The sequence below is a fragment of the Thiomicrorhabdus sp. genome, from assembly GCF_041583835.1.
Classification (GTDB): Bacteria; Pseudomonadota; Gammaproteobacteria; order Thiomicrospirales; family Thiomicrospiraceae; genus Thiomicrorhabdus.
In genome coordinates this window covers 27,157-43,137 of sequence record NZ_JBFHFC010000022.1, presented here as the reverse complement: position 1 = coordinate 43,137, position 15,981 = coordinate 27,157, and the positions used below count along the sequence as shown (strand labels likewise).

Annotated in this window: 17 protein-coding genes; all 17 read left to right on the top strand. The window is 48.1% G+C overall.

Translation table 11 applies throughout. The features are described from left to right. Positions 1 to 759, top strand: a 759-nt coding sequence (locus tag ABY044_RS10150) for a FliI/YscN family ATPase (protein WP_373020399.1), incomplete at its 5' end; no start/stop codon positions are given. A gap of 36 nt (positions 760 to 795) precedes the next feature. After that, a complete protein-coding gene (gene fliJ / locus ABY044_RS10145; RefSeq protein WP_373020398.1) occupies positions 796 to 1,254 on the top strand; it encodes a flagellar export protein FliJ in 459 nt (152 codons plus the stop codon). A gap of 63 nt (positions 1,255 to 1,317) precedes the next feature. Then, complete coding sequence (locus ABY044_RS10140; protein ID WP_373020396.1) at positions 1,318 to 3,420, top strand: flagellar hook-length control protein FliK; 2,103 nt, start codon at positions 1,318 to 1,320, stop codon at positions 3,418 to 3,420. 9 nt (positions 3,421 to 3,429) lie between these two features. Beyond that, the gene (locus tag ABY044_RS10135; RefSeq protein WP_373020394.1) at positions 3,430 to 4,434 is read left to right on the top strand and encodes a methyl-accepting chemotaxis protein; all 1,005 of its coding nucleotides are present in this window, start codon (positions 3,430 to 3,432) and stop codon (positions 4,432 to 4,434) included. A 42-nt stretch (positions 4,435 to 4,476) separates the two neighbouring features. Continuing rightward, complete coding sequence (gene motA / locus ABY044_RS10130) at positions 4,477 to 5,328, top strand: flagellar motor stator protein MotA (RefSeq protein WP_373020392.1); 852 nt, start codon at positions 4,477 to 4,479, stop codon at positions 5,326 to 5,328. A gap of 33 nt (positions 5,329 to 5,361) precedes the next feature. Further along, entirely contained in the window at positions 5,362 to 6,246 is an 885-nt protein-coding gene (gene motB, locus ABY044_RS10125; protein ID WP_373020390.1) for a flagellar motor protein MotB, read from the top strand. Between the two features lie 44 nt (positions 6,247 to 6,290). Continuing rightward, positions 6,291 to 6,884 carry a flagellar basal body-associated protein FliL gene (fliL, locus tag ABY044_RS10120; RefSeq protein ID WP_373020389.1) on the top strand — a complete coding sequence of 198 codons (594 nt, stop codon included), beginning with the start codon at positions 6,291 to 6,293 and terminating at the stop codon, positions 6,882 to 6,884. 23 nt (positions 6,885 to 6,907) lie between these two features. Then, entirely contained in the window at positions 6,908 to 7,927 is a 1,020-nt protein-coding gene (gene fliM, locus ABY044_RS10115; protein ID WP_373020388.1) for a flagellar motor switch protein FliM, read from the top strand. Next, complete coding sequence (gene fliN / locus ABY044_RS10110) at positions 7,920 to 8,369, top strand: flagellar motor switch protein FliN (protein ID WP_373020386.1); 450 nt, start codon at positions 7,920 to 7,922, stop codon at positions 8,367 to 8,369. Before fliM ends, fliN begins: the two co-directional genes overlap by 8 nt. Beyond that, positions 8,369 to 8,881, top strand: a complete 513-nt coding sequence (gene fliO / locus ABY044_RS10105) for a flagellar biosynthetic protein FliO (RefSeq protein WP_373020403.1) — start codon at positions 8,369 to 8,371, stop codon at positions 8,879 to 8,881. Before fliN ends, fliO begins: the two co-directional genes overlap by 1 nt. A 49-nt stretch (positions 8,882 to 8,930) precedes the next feature. After that, positions 8,931 to 9,620, top strand: a complete 690-nt coding sequence (gene fliP, locus ABY044_RS10100; RefSeq protein WP_373020401.1) for a flagellar type III secretion system pore protein FliP — start codon at positions 8,931 to 8,933, stop codon at positions 9,618 to 9,620. Continuing rightward, complete coding sequence (gene fliQ / locus ABY044_RS10095) at positions 9,620 to 9,889, top strand: flagellar biosynthesis protein FliQ (RefSeq protein ID WP_279419163.1); 270 nt, start codon at positions 9,620 to 9,622, stop codon at positions 9,887 to 9,889. The genes fliP and fliQ overlap by 1 nt, the downstream gene beginning before the upstream one ends. A gap of 3 nt (positions 9,890 to 9,892) precedes the next feature. Then, on the top strand, positions 9,893 to 10,672 hold the full coding sequence (fliR, locus tag ABY044_RS10090; RefSeq protein WP_373020384.1) for a flagellar biosynthetic protein FliR: 780 nt from the start codon (positions 9,893 to 9,895) through the stop codon (positions 10,670 to 10,672). A 2-nt stretch (positions 10,673 to 10,674) separates the two neighbouring features. Continuing rightward, a complete protein-coding gene (flhB, locus tag ABY044_RS10085; RefSeq protein WP_373020382.1) occupies positions 10,675 to 11,799 on the top strand; it encodes a flagellar biosynthesis protein FlhB in 1,125 nt (374 codons plus the stop codon). Positions 11,800 to 11,830: 31 nt separating this feature from the next. Beyond that, entirely contained in the window at positions 11,831 to 13,921 is a 2,091-nt protein-coding gene (gene flhA, locus ABY044_RS10080; RefSeq protein ID WP_373020380.1) for a flagellar biosynthesis protein FlhA, read from the top strand. A 1-nt stretch (position 13,922) separates the two neighbouring features. Then, complete coding sequence (flhF, locus tag ABY044_RS10075) at positions 13,923 to 15,104, top strand: flagellar biosynthesis protein FlhF (RefSeq protein ID WP_373020378.1); 1,182 nt, start codon at positions 13,923 to 13,925, stop codon at positions 15,102 to 15,104. Further along, positions 15,094 to 15,972: a MinD/ParA family protein gene (locus ABY044_RS10070; RefSeq protein WP_373020377.1), complete on the top strand. Its 879-nt coding sequence runs from the start codon at positions 15,094 to 15,096 to the stop codon at positions 15,970 to 15,972. Before flhF ends, ABY044_RS10070 begins: the two co-directional genes overlap by 11 nt. Positions 15,973 to 15,981: the final 9 nt, after the last annotated feature.

Genomic DNA, 15,981 nt, shown 5'->3' with positions numbered 1-15,981 from the left:
GTGGTTGTCGTCGGTCTTGTGGGAGAGCGTGGTCGCGAGGTTAACGATTTTGTTCGTAACAACCTGGGGGAAGAGGGTTTGAAGCGTTCTGTCGTCGTGGCGACACCCGCAGACGATCCGCCTTTGATGCGATTGCACGGAGCTATGTTAGCCACGGCGATCGCGGAATATTTTCGTGATCAGGGGTTGAATGTCTTACTGTTAATGGACTCTTTAACGCGTTTTGCGCAGGCTCAGCGTGAGATTGCACTGTCTGTCGGGGAGCCGCCCGCGAGCAAGGGGTATCCGCCTTCGGTGTTTTCTAAATTACCGCAATTGGTTGAACGGGCCGGAAATGCACAAGTCGGTGCGGGATCGATCACTGCTATTTATACGGTTTTGGCCGAGGGGGACGATCAGGCCGATCCTGTCGTCGATTCGGCACGAGGGGTACTGGACGGGCACATAGTACTCTCCCGGGAAATAGCGGACTCAGGCCGTTATCCCGCGATTGATATTGAATCCTCGGTCAGCCGTGTCATGGTTGAAATCGTGTCGAAAGATCAGATGATGCAAGCGCGTCGTTTTAAGCAGTTATATGCCACCTACCAGCAAAATCAGGACTTGATTAATGTCGGTGCCTATCGCAGAGGCAGTGACCCTAATATTGATGCCGCTATCGCTAAGCGGCCTGATTTGACTCAGTTTCTGTCCCAGCAGATAGACGAACAGTTTTCGGTAAAAGACAGTGTAGCCGAGTTGGAAAAGGCACTTGGTTAGGCTGCTTTTTGAAGGCCGTTGTATTGGGGAATGGTTTTGAGCTCTCGTATTCAAAAAATCCAGACTTTGGTTGATTTGGCCGAAATCGAAGAAGGCAAGTCGGCCAAGACGTTTGCCGAGTTACAGTCGCAGTATAAGCACCATTTACAGCAGCTGGAAATGTTGAATGCTTATGTCAACGAGTATGCACAGGCAAACGTATCTAAAGGGCAGGCAGTTAGCCCTATTCAAATTTTATCTACCCAGGCCTTTGTTTCTAAGCTTCAACATGCCATTCAGGCGGAATCTGATAAGACCGATGAATTATTGAATTTAACCGAGCGTTCTCGTGAAGTGTGGATGGAAAAACGCACGCGTTTGAATGCGTTGAAAAAACTGTTGGCAAAGTTAATTCAAGATCGCCAAGCCCGGATCGATAAGCAGGAGCAGCGGTTTTTGGATGAATTATCGGGTCAAAGCTTTCATAAAAACAGTGAAGAAAACAATGGGTTTTAAAAATGCGGCATGCATGTTGCTTTTTACTTTGCAACTTAATATAGAAATAGGGTGATAAGCGCTATGTTGGAACAGGTTTTATCAGACTCGAAACCGAAAGGGTTGGTTCTGCAAGGATCGGTTGGACGGCAAACTTTGCCTGAGAAAGGCGGTTTTGCGGCACTTCTGGAGTCGACTTTGTCTTCCGGGGAAGGTTCTTTGCCGTCTCTGAAAGGAGCAAGTTCTGCAGTCCTGTCAAATTTGCCTTTTGATTCTGAGGCACAGGGTCTGACGATGGCGAGTACTCGCATGCCTTTTGTAAAAGTCGATGGAGCTTTCGTCGATGACTCGGTTTTACCCCAGACTGCAGGAACGGAAAATGCCGTTTTAACGCTGGCGGATCTTGATAATCCTGGTGTTTTAAACGCTTCGGTTCTGGATGACCTTGAGGTAGCCGGTTCTCCTGAAACGGCGGGCGATGCAAACATTAAAGAAATTGTGGCTGCGATGCTGTCGGGTGGCAAGCTGGATCCTGAAGCACAGGATGTCGCTCAAACTGCCTCTGCTCAAAATGAAGTTGAAGCGGTCTCCGTGCTGGATGAAGCGGCGGTTTCTGCAACTTCTCAAACAGCCGGAGAGCCAGAGCCGTTGATTGCTGATCAACTTGATAACGAACAAGAGCAACAAGTTATTTCGCCTATCTTATCGGATGTATCCGAAGAGTCGTCTGTCGTAGATGATGTGCAAGTGGTTGCAGATCGTGCTACGCACAAATCGTTTGCGGATTATGCTGCGCAGAGAATGCCGGAGCATGATTCCCAAAAATCCGACTTGGATGCCGAGACGAAATCTGTGACGGTCGATGGAGAGGCTCAGGCGTTATCCGAGGAATTGCCGGTGGCGGGCAAGCCTGAACACCCGATTCAGGCACGTAATCAGGCGCATCCTGAACACCCTGAGCATCCCGAACATCCTGCGCATCCGGAACAGGCTCGAAACTTTTCGTCTCCGGCTCAATTCGAATCAAAAGTTCGTAATGCCAAGCATGAAGAATTAACTTCTGTCGCGCAAATGAAACCGGCAGTAGCTTCGGATGTGAATGATTCTGATGCCGATGTTGCCGTTAATGCAACGGAACAAGATTTGTCAGTGTCTGAAACGGTTGAAGAAGCTTCTATGGATGAGCTTTCGAAGTCCGCTGAATTGGACGCGAGTCCGGTAGATGAGAGTATTGCTCCGGTGGCCGTTGACGGTGCGGCGGAACAAGTCGATCCTCAAGAGCAAGTAGCGGCTGTTTCAGGGCAAGATTTGCCGGAAGAATCTATTGTCGCTTCGATGAATGCCGATGATTCTGCGGAAGTCATTGCTTCCAGTGTTAAGGCGGAAGCTGCAAGTTCAAGTCATGCGGCGGCATCCGGCAGTGCCGGTAATGGACATCAGGCGGCAAACAGAAGTCCTTTAACATTTGAGCACCCTTCGCAACCGCAAGGACAGCAAGCTCAAAATCAGCAAGGACAGAGTCAGCAGAACGGACAGCAAGGACAAGGTAATCAGTCCCAGCAGCAGTTTGCGCAAATGGCGCAGTCGTTTGTACAGAATATGCAAGCTTCCCGACAGCAAGCTGTTGAACGTCAGGCGGGGATTCAATTCAGTGTTGATGGAGCGACTAGCCAGACTGCTTTGGATGCCGAAACGTCAAATATTTTATTGAATACCGATAGACGCCCTCAGTTGCCGCACGGCCTTCAATCAATCGGTTTGCCGGTAGCTCATCAGAGATGGGGGCAAGCGTTGGGGCAGCGAGTGGTGTATATGGCTAATAACCAGATTCAGCAAGCTCAAATCACGCTGAATCCTGAAAAGCTGGGACCGGTACAGATTAAATTGCATGTTGACCGCGATCAACAGGTTCACGTTGTGATGACCGCCCAGCATGGTACAACACGTGAAGCGATGGAAGCGGCTATGCCAAGACTGAAAGAGATGATGGAGCAGGCGGGAATCGACCTGGCTTCCGTGGATGTCAGCGACCAACGTGATTTTCAACAGAATGCAAGTGACGATGAAAAAGACGGGCAGGCTGGAAGCGCATCGACCTTAACGGCCGATGCGGAAGCTGATGCCGCTACTGACGAGAGTGGTATGCAAACATATTCAACCGACAGTCTTGTCGATTATTACGCTTAGGAGCAAAAGATGAATTTTTTACATAAGTGTTTGGGGTTAATTCTCTTTATGCCGATGACTGCCATGGCAGGATCGACCGAAGGTGGGTTGCCGACGACCGGATTTGTCATTATTGCGGTCGTGGTGACCGCAGTTATCGTCGGTGCCCTGGTGTATCTGCTATGGTGTAATAAATCCGCCGTTTGCGAGCAGTCCGAATTGTTGAACGATTTAGAAGGCGTTTTGCAAAGTGAATCTTTGGAAGCGACTTTAAAATCCGAAAATACGAATCCTAAGTTGCTAAGCGGTTTGAACCAATTGCTGAAACTCTCTCAGAGCAAGGTGGCGGAAGCCATGAGCGCAAAGGCGCAAGCGGATTTAAAAATTAACGAGTTGGAATCTCAGATCGAAGAGTTGAACGGTGCTTTGGCAGCCTGTTATGCCCAGCAGAGCGAAATGACTTCGGCAAGCAGCGGTTTTAAACTGGATGGTCAGGAACTGGCGAATGCCGCGAATAATTTAGAAGAAGTGGTTGGTTTGTTAAACCGAGGTTCTTCTGTGGGAATGGAGTCGGTTCAAAAAGTGGTCACCGAGGTGAGTGGTTGGACGGATGAAGTAACGCATGCTTCCGGTGTTATTAAGCAGCTTGAAGAGGACAGCAGTAATATCGGAACCGTATTGGTGTTGATCAGAGATATTGCCGAGCAAACGAATCTTCTGGCTTTGAATGCGGCAATCGAAGCGGCTCGTGCCGGAGAACACGGCCGCGGTTTCGCTGTCGTAGCGGATGAAGTTCGTATACTGGCCGGTAAAACGCAACAGGCGACAACTGAAATTCAAACCATTATCGAAGAATTGCAGCAACGAGCTCGCGATGCGGTACAGGTGATGGAAAGCGGTCAGGAACGAGTGGGCGCGACCCAGGCACAGGCGTTAAAAGTCAATGAAGCATTGAGTGCCATTGCCGATAATTTAGTGAAATTGCAAGGTGCTCAAGAAACTTTGACCGCTTTAACCCATAACGTGAATTCGTAAGATTGTTGAAAAACATAATAAAAAGAACAAGGTAAGACCAGTATGAAAGCAATAGTCGGTACACTGATTGTCGTTGGTTCCCTGTTAGGGGGATATCTACCTCATGGTAGTATCGGGATCTTAATTCAGCCATTAGAAGTGCTCATCATTTGTGGGGGTGCAATTGGTGCCTATGTTATTGCCAATCCTGGTTGGGTCGTCAAAGCCGGTTTCAGCGGTGGTTTGAAATTGGCGAAAGGATCGCCGTATACCAAAGAGCTGCATATGGAACTACTGGGGTTGATGTTTCGTTTATTCAACAAAGCGCGCCGTGAAGGATTGATGTCGATTGAAGCGGATGTTGAAGACCCGCATTCAAGCGAGTTGTTCAATAGTGCGCCATTGGTGGCGGCGGATCATCATGCGGTGGATTTTATTTGTGACTATCTGCGTTTGATGATCAGTGGCGCTTCCAATCCTTACCAGTTGGAAGACTTGATGATTTTGGAATTGGATATTCATCATCACGAGGCTTTGATGCCGTCCGAAGCGGTCGGGAAAGTGTCGGAAGGTCTACCTGCATTCGGTATCGTAGCGGCCGTTTTGGGGATTGTTATTACCATGAGTTACCTGGATGCCGGTCCGATGGAAATCGCCCACCATATGTCGGTCGCTTTGGTCGGGACTTTCTTGGGTATTTTGATCGCCTACGGTGTGGTTGCGCCGATTTCATCGGATTTGGCAAACCGAGCAAATGCCGGAAGTGCATTTTACGGTGTAATTAAAACTTGTCTGATGGCTAATTTGAACGGTTATGCACCTCAAATCGCAGTGGAATTCGGGCGTAAAGCGATACCGGGTCAAATTCGTCCAAACTTCCAGGAAGTGGATGAATACCTACAGACTCAAAAATAATTTTTCGGTCGGAACTGAGTTTAGAGAATCGTAATGAGTGATGAACAATCCATAATTATCAAACGCATTAATAAGTGCCCGCATGCTGCGCATGGCGGGGCATGGAAGATTGCGTTTGCGGATTTCATGACTGCGGCGATGGCATTTTTCCTGATGCTGTGGATATTGTCGGGTTCTAACCAACAGGACATGAAAGCGATTGCCGAATATTTTCGTGATCCGACGGTGATTGAGGCCTCGCCGGTGAAATTGATCGAGTCCAGCGAATCCGGTCAAAGTTCGAATTCGATGATCGATATGGGTGGTTTCAAGGATGCGCCGCAAGCCGGAGAGGGTGAAAGCGACGGAGCCGAGACTGCAAAAGAGAAAGCGAAGCTGGAAGAGATGAAGCAGGAACTGGAGCAAAAAGTAAACGAGACTCCGGTTTTGAACCAACTGAAAGAGCAGATGAAAATCGACATCACTCCGAATGGTCTGCGAGTACAGATTTTGGATGACCGTAAAAAACCGATGTTTGCATCAGGGGTCGATATTCCGAGGGATTATGCAGCACAGTTGTTGAAAGAAGTTGGTTCGGTTTTGGCTAAATCCTCGAATAAGATCAGTATCACCGGGCATACGGATTCGTCGGGTTATCACGATAATGCCGAGTATACCAACTGGGAATTGTCGGCGGATAGAGCCAATGCGGCTCGAAGATTGATTCTGAACGGCGGGGTGAAAGGGGATCGTATCGCTCAAGTGGTCGGGCTATCAGATACAGTGCCATTTGATAAAGAAAACCCGTATAATCCACGCAATAGAAGAATTAGCATTATTTTGCTGACAAAAGAAGCCGAACAGCGCTTGAAGAGTCTCAGCGATGCACCCGAATTAAAGGATTTGGAAGGGCAGTTGTCTAGCCCGGGAAATTCTTGATAATAATTGATTTTGATATTCAAATTTTATCTTAAGGAATAGGTATGGCGGAAGAAGAGGTTAAAAAAGAAAAAAGTGGCAAAGGCCTTATCATTGTTCTTTTGGTCATTTTAATTTTGCTGGTGATTGGTGTTGGTGTGTTGGCGTTCATGTTGTTGAGCGGCGGCGATAAGTCCAACGGAAACCATGCTGCTGATGCAGAAGTACATGCGGACGCCGCTCACGGAGAAGAAGGTGCTGAAGAACAGCTTGGGCATGCGAAAACCTATTCGCCAAAATACAAACAGTTTGAGCCGCCTGAACCGAATACCCCTCCGATGTATTTCACGATGGATAAGTTTGTCGTGAATTTTAACGGTGACGGTCAAGCAAAATATCTGGCGGTCGATTTAAAGTTCATGTCTTACTATGCCGGACTGGTAGGCGAAAACGGAGAGATGGAGCATCTGCGCCCTATCCTGAAGAACGATATTCAGCGTTTATTGCGCAATCAGCATTACAACGATCTGAATACGCCCGACGGCCCTGATAAGTTGCGAGAAGAGATTTTGGCGACGGCAAAAAGAATTTTGGAAAAGCATAATATTTATCCAGATCTTCTGGAAGATGTTTATATGACTCGTTTTGTTATGCAATAGTCGAACGGATAAGGCACAAGGTAATGGATGATATTCTAAGTCAAGATGAAGTCGACGCCCTTCTCAAGGGAATGGGCGGCGGCGATGTTGAGACGGAAGGGGATAGTTCCGGTGAACGGGCCGGTGCCAAAGTCTACGACTTTACCAACCAAGAGCGGATTGTTCGCGGGCGTCTTCCTGCCTTAGATATTATCAACGAACGATTTGCACGCGGGTTTCAGCGACATTTTAATGAGATGATTATGGCCAGCGTCGAAGTGACGCCAGGCGAAGTTAAAATCATTAAGATGATCGATTATCTAAGAAACCTGTTTGTACCTACCAGCTTGAACATCTACCGTATTAATCCATTGAACGGGGTATCTTTGTTCACGTTGGATTCAAAGTTGATTTTCACTGCGGTGGATATCTATTTTGGCGGAACAGGTCTGCTGCCGTTTAAAATCGAAGGGCGTGAATATACGCCGGTAGAAATGAGCATGGTTCGCAGTATCCTGGATATCTCGTCGGAAAACCTTCGCAAGGCGTGGGGTCCGGTGATGGATATTGAAATCGAATATATGCATTCCGAAATGAATCCGAAGTTTGCGGGAATTGTCGACCCGACCGATATGATCGTGGTTAGCCCGATTAACGTCCGTTTTGAAGGCGTTGAAGGGCGGGTTGATATCGTCATGCCTTATGCGATGCTTGAACCGGTTCGCGACAAACTCGAAGAAGGAATGCAAAACCTTCAAGGTGAAAGCGATAATCGTTGGTCGCGCACTTTGAAAGAAGAAGCGAAGAATATTGAAATTGACCTAAGTACGAATTTGCTTGAATTGCAAATGAGTATGGACGATCTCATGAAAATGGAAAAGGGTGATATTATTCCGATAGAAATGCCTAAACAAGTCACGATTAAGGCGGAAGGAATTGCCATAATGCGCGGCAAGTTAGGCGAGAGTCAGAATAAGAAAGCCGTTAAGATTGAAAAAATACTGCATCATCCAGCTTATCAAGAGCGAAAGGTTGAAAATGTGAAGGAGTGGTACGATGAGTGATGAAGACGATTTGAGTGCTTGGGGCGATGCGTTGGCCGAGCAGGCGGAGGCCGAAGGTACAGGTGCAGAAGACGATTTGAGTGCTTGGGGCGACGCTCTGAACGAACAGGCCGAAGCCGAGGCAGCTGCCGAAACTCCTTCATTCGACGAATTGGCGGCCAGTCGCGAAGACGGTAAAGAGAAAGTGGATTTGGATGTGTTGCTGGATATTCCGGTAACGTTGCAGCTGGAAATCGGTCGAGCGAAAGTGTCGATTCGTAACTTGCTTTCTTATACTCAAGGTTCCGTTGTGGAAATGGATCGTTTGGCGGGAGAGCCTTTGGATCTTTTGGTAAACGGTACTTTGATTGCACACGGTGAAGTTGTAGTCATCAACGACAAGTTCGGGGTGCGTTTAACCGACGTAATCAGTCCGCAAGACCGTATCAAGAAACTCAAGTGATGATTCGTTATTTTGCCCTGCATCAAGTTCAAAGAGGTTTTTTAAAGCCTCTTTTTGCTATTTTGGCGTACCTGATTTCCCCATCCGGATTTGCACAAGATGCTGTAAAAGCGGGAGAGTCGGTTGCCCAGCCAAGTGATTATTTCGGACAAATTATGTTGTCACTTGTGTTGGTATTGCTTATTATTTTTATATCCGCGTGGTTATTACGTCGTTACGGGCGTTTTCCGGGTGTAGCGGACGGTAATTTAAAGGTAATCGGTGCTTTGTCCGTCGGGCAAAGAGAGCGTATTTTGTTGTTGCAGGTTGGTAAGGAGCAACTTCTCGTCGGCGTGACCAGCAGTAAAATCACGACTCTGCATCAGTTGGACGAACCTGTTTTGGTAAAGAGTTCCGAACCGGTTTCCGGGTCTTTTGCGCAACGACTGCAAGAAGCCTTGGCGAAAAAGAAAGAGACTCCAAACAACCTTAATCCCAAAGAGGTGAGCGATACTTCCGGTGAAAGTCATTAAATTTGCACTTTTCTTAATTCTTAGCGGCTTTCCGATTTTCAGTTGGGCGATGCCCGGTATTCCAGCATTTACGGTTGAAACCGATGCGGCGGGAAATCAAGATTATACTTTGACGATGCAGATCCTGTTGTTGATGACAGGATTGACGTTGTTGCCGACCGCATTGATCGCCATGACCTCATTTTTGCGAATTATCGTGGTGTTGGCGTTATTACGACAAGCGCTGGGAACCTCGCAAACGCCGTCAACTAAGGTTTTAATCGCATTGGCGATGTTTTTAACCTTATTTATCATGTCTCCGGTTTTAGATAAAGTCTACGATACGGCGGTTTCTCCTTATTTAGACGAACAGATTCAATTTAAGGAAGCGGTTGAGATCGGTTCCAAGCCGATGTATCAATTCATGCTGCAGCAGACGCGGGAAGACGATTTGGGCATGTTTGCGGAAATGGCCAATATCACACTGGACGATCCGCAATCGATTCCGTTCAAGGTTCTGATTCCGGCGTTTATGACCAGTGAATTGAAAACCGCGTTCCAGATCGGTTTTATGATTTTCATTCCGTTTTTGATTATTGACTTGGTGGTGGCGAGTTTGTTGATGTCCATGGGGATGATGATGCTGTCTCCAATGATTATTTCACTGCCGTTTAAGTTGATGCTGTTTGTCTTGATCGATGGCTGGGTCCTGGTCGTCGGAACGCTTGCGAACAGTTTTGTCGTGCCGGGAGGTGTGTGATGCAACAGGAATTCGTATTGACTTTGGGGCAGCGGATGTTGGAAGTAACGGCTATGTTGGCGGCTCCTCTGTTGATTCCCGCTTTGATTATCGGTTTGCTGGTGGGGATGTTTCAGGCGGCGACCCAGATTAACGAAATGACGTTGAGTTTCATTCCTAAACTCGCCATCGTCGGCGCGGCGCTGGTGATTTTCGGGCCGTGGATGCTAACTACGTTACTCTCCTTCACTCGAGAACTTTATGAAAACATTCCAGCACTGATTGGTTAGATCATGACGTTTAGTTATGCGGAATTTTTGCAGTTAATCGGATTGTATTTCTGGCCGTTCGTCAGAATCGGCGCCATGCTCTCTATTCTTCCGCTGTTCAGTATTGCCGCCGTTACTCCACAAACTCGAATCATGTTGACGCTGTTGATTACAATCGTCGTCGCTCCCAATCTCGCACTTCCTCCTCCGGTTGATCCTTTTACATGGCTCGGTGTTTTGTATCTAGTACAACAGATTCTGATCGGTCTGGTGATGGGAACGGTGTTTTTAATTGTTTTCCAAGCCTTTGTTATGGCCGGTCACATCATTGCGATGGGGATGGGGCTGGCGTTCGCGCAAATGGTCGATCCGGGCACGGGGGTCACGTCGACCGTCGTTTCCCAGTATTTCACCATTATCGTCACCTTGTTATTTTTGGCCATGAACGGCCACCTGGTCATGATTCAGGCCGTCGTGGACAGTTTTGAATATTTGCCGATCGGCGTGAACTTCTTGAATCAGGAAAGCTTGAGGAATTTGGTCGAGTTCGGTAGTTATATGTTTTCGGCCGGTGTGTTGGTCGCGTTGCCGGCGATTACTGCGCTGTTGTTGATCAACGTTGCTTTCGGCGTCGTAACCCGTGCGGCACCGGCGTTGAATATTTTCGCGGTCGGTTTCCCGGTTACGCTGATGGTTGGATTGGTTATGTTGTCTTTGACAACGCCGTTGATTTTGCCGCATCTGCAAGAGCTGGTGGGACGATCGATCGATCTTCTAAGCGGATTGGCCTTGGTGAGTAAGTAAGTATGGCTGAGAACGAAGACGGTAGCGAAAAGTCAGAAGAACCCACCGAGAAAAAACTCCGGGAAGCTCGGGAAAAAGGACAGATTCCGCGTTCTAGAGAGTTGACAACCGTATTGATGACGTTGTCTGCGGGCGTATTTTTGTTGCTGTACGGCAGCATTATGTTTCTGAATATCGAGACTTTTACGATTCAGGGGTTGAGCTTCGACCGGGACGTAGCCTTTGACGAGTTGAAAATGTGGAACGTCATTCAGGGGATGTTGCTGAGTTCCATCTACATGATATTGCCGTTCATGTTATTGATGGCTTTGATTGCGTTGGTCTCTCCTATGCTGTTGGGCGGTTGGTCTTTCAGCGCCAAGGCGATGGCGCCTAAAATCAGCAAGCTGAATCCGATCAAGGGTATTAAACGCATGTTTTCTGCCAAAGCCTTATTGGAGCTTTTTAAGGCGTTGGCAAAATTTACGCTGGTGATTGCGATTGCGACGTTTTTTCTCTATTCGGTTTTTGGCGAGGTGGTCGGTTTGGCAGCAGAGCCGCTTAAACAGGCGCTTGCTCACTCCGGAAGCGTGATTGTCGAAGCCTTTATTTTTGTTAGCCTCTCATTGATCGTGGTTGCTTTGATTGACGTGCCGTTTCAGCTTTGGGATCACAACCGGCAACTCAAAATGACCAAACAAGAGGTTAAGGAAGAGTATAAGCAACAGGAAGGTAACCCTGAGGTCAAAGGCCGGATTCGCCAGATTCAAAGAGAGATGTCGCAACAGCGTATGATGCAAAAAGTGCCGGAAGCGGACGTTGTCGTTACCAACCCGACGCACTATGCGGTTGCCTTGAAATACGACTCGGAAAGCATGCAGGAACCGGTTGTTTTGGCAATGGGAATCGACTTCATGGCATCACAGATTCGTACCATTGCCAGAGAACATGATATTCCTATAATAGAAGCCCCACCATTAGCTCGTGCTTTATACTATAATGCGGAGGTAGATCGAGCGATTCCGTATGATTTATTCAAGGCGGTGGCTGCGATACTCGCTTACGTTTACCAGTTGAAATCGGGTAAACCGGTGACTCAAACTAATTTTAGCAATCTTCCCATTCCGGATGAGATGAAGACAGAGTAGTTTCTACGAGAGAAAGTGAATAAGAGACAAGATGGATCTTCAACAGCTGTTTGCAAATATTAAGCAGAATTTTACTCGTGGATTAGGGGTGCCGATTGCCGTTCTTGCTCTGTTGGGCATGGTGACGATTCCGTTGCCTCCAATGTTGCTTGATGTGTTTTTCACTTTCAATATCGCCTTGTCGCTTGTTGTCCTGATGGTAACGCTTTATGCCAAGCGACCTTTAGACTTTGCTATTTTCCCTACCATCATCCTGCTGGCTACCTTATTCCGTCTTGCATTGAACATTGCTTCCACACGTGTAATCCTGCTTGAAGGTCATCAAGGGGGCGCGGCGGCGGGTAATGTTATCGAGGCGTTCGGTGAGTTCGTTATCGGCGGTAACTTTGCGGTCGGTTTGGTCGTCTTTGCTATTTTGGTGGTTATTAATTTCGTGGTTATCACCAAAGGTGCGGGGCGCGTCGCCGAAGTAAGCGCACGTTTCACTTTGGATTCGATGCCGGGGAAACAGATGGCGATCGACGCCGATCTTAACGCCGGATTGATTACGCAGGAACAGGCTCAGGAACGCCGTCGTGAAATCGCTTCGGAAGCCGATTTTTACGGATCGATGGACGGTGCGAGTAAGTTCGTCCGTGGGGATGCCGTTGCCGGTATTATCATTCTATTCATCAACCTGATCGGAGGGTTTGCAATCGGAATGGGGCAGCACGATCTTGCTTTTTCCGATGCGATTCAGGTCTACACCATTTTGACCCTCGGTGACGGCTTGGTCGCTCAGATCCCTGCCTTATTACTGTCTACCGCCACGGCAATCATCGTTACCCGAGTCTCCGGCGACCAGAAAGACATGGGTGAGCAGATGCAGATGCAGATGTTTGCCAATCCACGCTCATTAGGTATGACTGCCGGTATTGTTGGCGTTTTGGGATTGATTCCGGGGATGCCTAACTTTGCTTTCTTGTCGTTTGCGGGGGTTGCCGGTGCCGGTGCCTACCTGATTCACAGAAAGCAGCAGGCCGCTCCGGAAACCGAAGCCGAGATTTTGGAAGAGGAAGAGGCCGAGGCCAAGCCGCCGGAATTAAGCTGGGACGATGTACAGACTTTGGATGTGTTGGGCTTGGAAGTCGGGTACCGTTTGATCCCGATGGTGGATAAGTCTCAAAACGGTCAGCTTCTTGAACGTGTCAAAGGGGTGCGACGTAAGGCCTCCCAAGAATTGGGCTTTTTAGTTCCCCCGGTTCATATTAGGGATAACTTGGACTTAAAACCAAACCAATATAGAATTATGCTCATGGGCGTCAATATGGGAGAGGGTGAGGTTTTTCCGGATAAGGAACTCGCCATCAATCCCGGACAGGTTTTTGGCGAAGTGGCTGGAATTGCAACCAAAGATCCTACTTTTGGACTGGATGCGGTGTGGATTGACGTCAAGGATAGAGATCAGGCTCAGGCATTGGGTTATACCGTTGTCGATGCGAGTACGGTGGTGGCCACGCACATCAGTCAGGTTGTTCAGGATTACGCATATGAGTTACTCGGTCACGACGAGACTCAGCAGCTATTGGACAAACTCAAACAGAGCTCTCCGAAATTGGTCGACGAATTGGTGCCGGATCGTTTGTCATTGGCCGTGGTTGTCAAAGTATTGCAGAATTTATTGCAGGAAAAAGTGGCAATTCGCGACATGCGTACCATATTGGAAGCCTTGACGGCGAAAGCTTCGGTCACCAACGACGCCAATGAATTGACTCAATATGTGCGATCGGCATTGGCGAGATCGATCGTTCAGGACATATTGGGAGCGGAAACCGAGTTGAAAGTGATTACCTTGGAACCTGGGCTGGAACAATTGTTGCTTCAAGCTACGCAAGGTGCTCCGGAAGGACAGTTGGCGATCGAGCCCGGTTTGGCCGAGCGATTGCATGCGACGTTAAAAGAAGAATCGCAGAAACTGGAAATGGCGGGACAATCGGCCGTGCTCTTGGTGGCACCACAAATTCGATCTCAGCTGGCACGTTTATTTAGATACAGTCTGCCGACATTGCATATATTGGCGTATTCCGAAGTGCCGGAAAATCGACAGATCAGTGTGGTAGCGAATGTAGGACAGGGAGGCTAAGTTGAAAATTAAACGATACTTTGCCCCGAATATGCGTCAGGCCATGATGTTGGTAAAAGAAGCGCACGGTGACGATGCGGTTATTTTGTCGAGTAAAACGACGGCCGAAGGCGTGGAATTAGTTGCCGCTTCCGACCCGGAAGCGCAGGATTACCAACAAAAATCGGCTATGCAACAACCGAGCAGCAGTTACGTTTCGCCTGAAACCTCGTTTAATACGTCGGCGGAAAATAAGGCTGTGGCTGCGTCTTCTTCGGAATTGAGCAGTATGGCGCAAGAGCTTAAGGCGGTACGCGCCATGCTGGAAAACCAGCTATCCGGTTTGGCATGGGGACAGAATGAACAGGTCAATCCGGAAAAGGTCGGTTTAATCAAACGTCTGATGCAGATGGGAATTGGTTGGTCGCTGAGTCAGAACCTGGTTGAAAATGTCGGGATGCAAAGCGAACAGGCTTGGTCGGAAATTTTAAGAGAGATGGAACACAGCATTCCCGTGGAAGAGCGGGATGTGTTGGAGCGGGGCGGTATCGTCGCGCTGGTTGGGCCGACCGGAGTGGGCAAGACGACAACGATCGCCAAAATGGCGAGCCGTTTTGTGATGCGAAACAGTCCGAGCCAGTTAGCTCTGATTACGACGGATTGTTATAAAATAGGTGCTCAGGCTCAATTGAAAACCTTTGCCGACTTGATCGGCGTACCGGTGCATGTCGTGAACGCTCAAGGCGAACTTTACGCGTTGCTGGCTTCGTTGAGCAGTAAGAAATTGATTTTGATTGATACCGCTGGTATGAGTCAGCGTGATTTACAGTTATCGCAACAGCTGACTTCCGGGCAGGACGGTGTGAGTAGCGTTAGAAATTATTTGGTGATGTCCGCAGCCACCCAATTGAATGTTATGAAAGATATTGTTAAGTCGTTTTCACAGGTCGGATTACAGGGATGTATTTTGACTAAAGTTGATGAAGCCGTGCAGTTGGGCAATATTTTGACAGTATTGATTGAAGAGCGACTTTCGCTGGCTTATATGTCCGAGGGGCAGCGCGTTCCTGAGGATTTGGCTCCGGTGAAGGCAAGGGATATCATCGATCGGGCGATTGTTCTCGGTCAGCAAAGTTCAAATAGACAACAAGATGAGAGTGCACTCCGAATGGGATTGGGGAAGGAGATATCAGATGCTCAATGATCAGGCAGCAGGCTTGAGAGCTATGCAATCAAATCGAATGCAAAATGCAAAACCGGCCGGTAAGCCTGTAAGAGTCATTGCAGTCGCAAGCGGAAAGGGGGGCGTCGGTAAAACAAATGTCTCCGTGAATTTGGGGATTTCGTTAAGCCAGATGGGGAATCGTGTTTTGTTGATGGATGCCGACATGGGATTGGCGAACGTCGATATCATGCTTGGTTTGCAGACTAGATATAATTTAGCCCATGTTTTAGACGGTGAAAAAACCTTGAAAGAGGTCATTGTCGAAGGGCCTGCCGGATTGAAAATCATACCGGCCGCTTCCGGTGTGAAGCGCATGGCTCAATTGACGGCCATGGAGAATGCTGGAATAATTAATGCTTTTTCCGAGTTGAATGGTGAGCTCGACGTCCTTATTATTGATACGGCTGCTGGAATTGCTGACAGCGTAGTCAGCTTTTGTCGTGCATCTCAGGAAGTGGTTGTGGTGGTGACGGACGAACCGGCTTCGATTACGGATGCTTACGCTTTGATTAAAGTGTTAAGCAGAGATTATCAGGTAACGCGCTTTAGATTGTTGGCGAATATGAGTCGCTCGGCTCAGCACGGACGTCAACTTTATGACAAGTTGGCGAGAGTATGCGAGCAGTTTTTGGACGTTTCGATCGATTATCTGGGATCGGTACCTTACGATAATGATTTAAGAGAGGCGGTCCAAAGACAGGTTCCTGTAACCATCCACAAACCGAATAGTCTTGCCGCCAAGTCGTTTAAAGAAATGGCTTATACCATTGACTCGTGGCCGGTACCCAAAGGTGTAACCGGATATTTACAGTTTTTTGTGGAAAGTTTATTTCAATCAGGCCATTAGGAAGCGTGC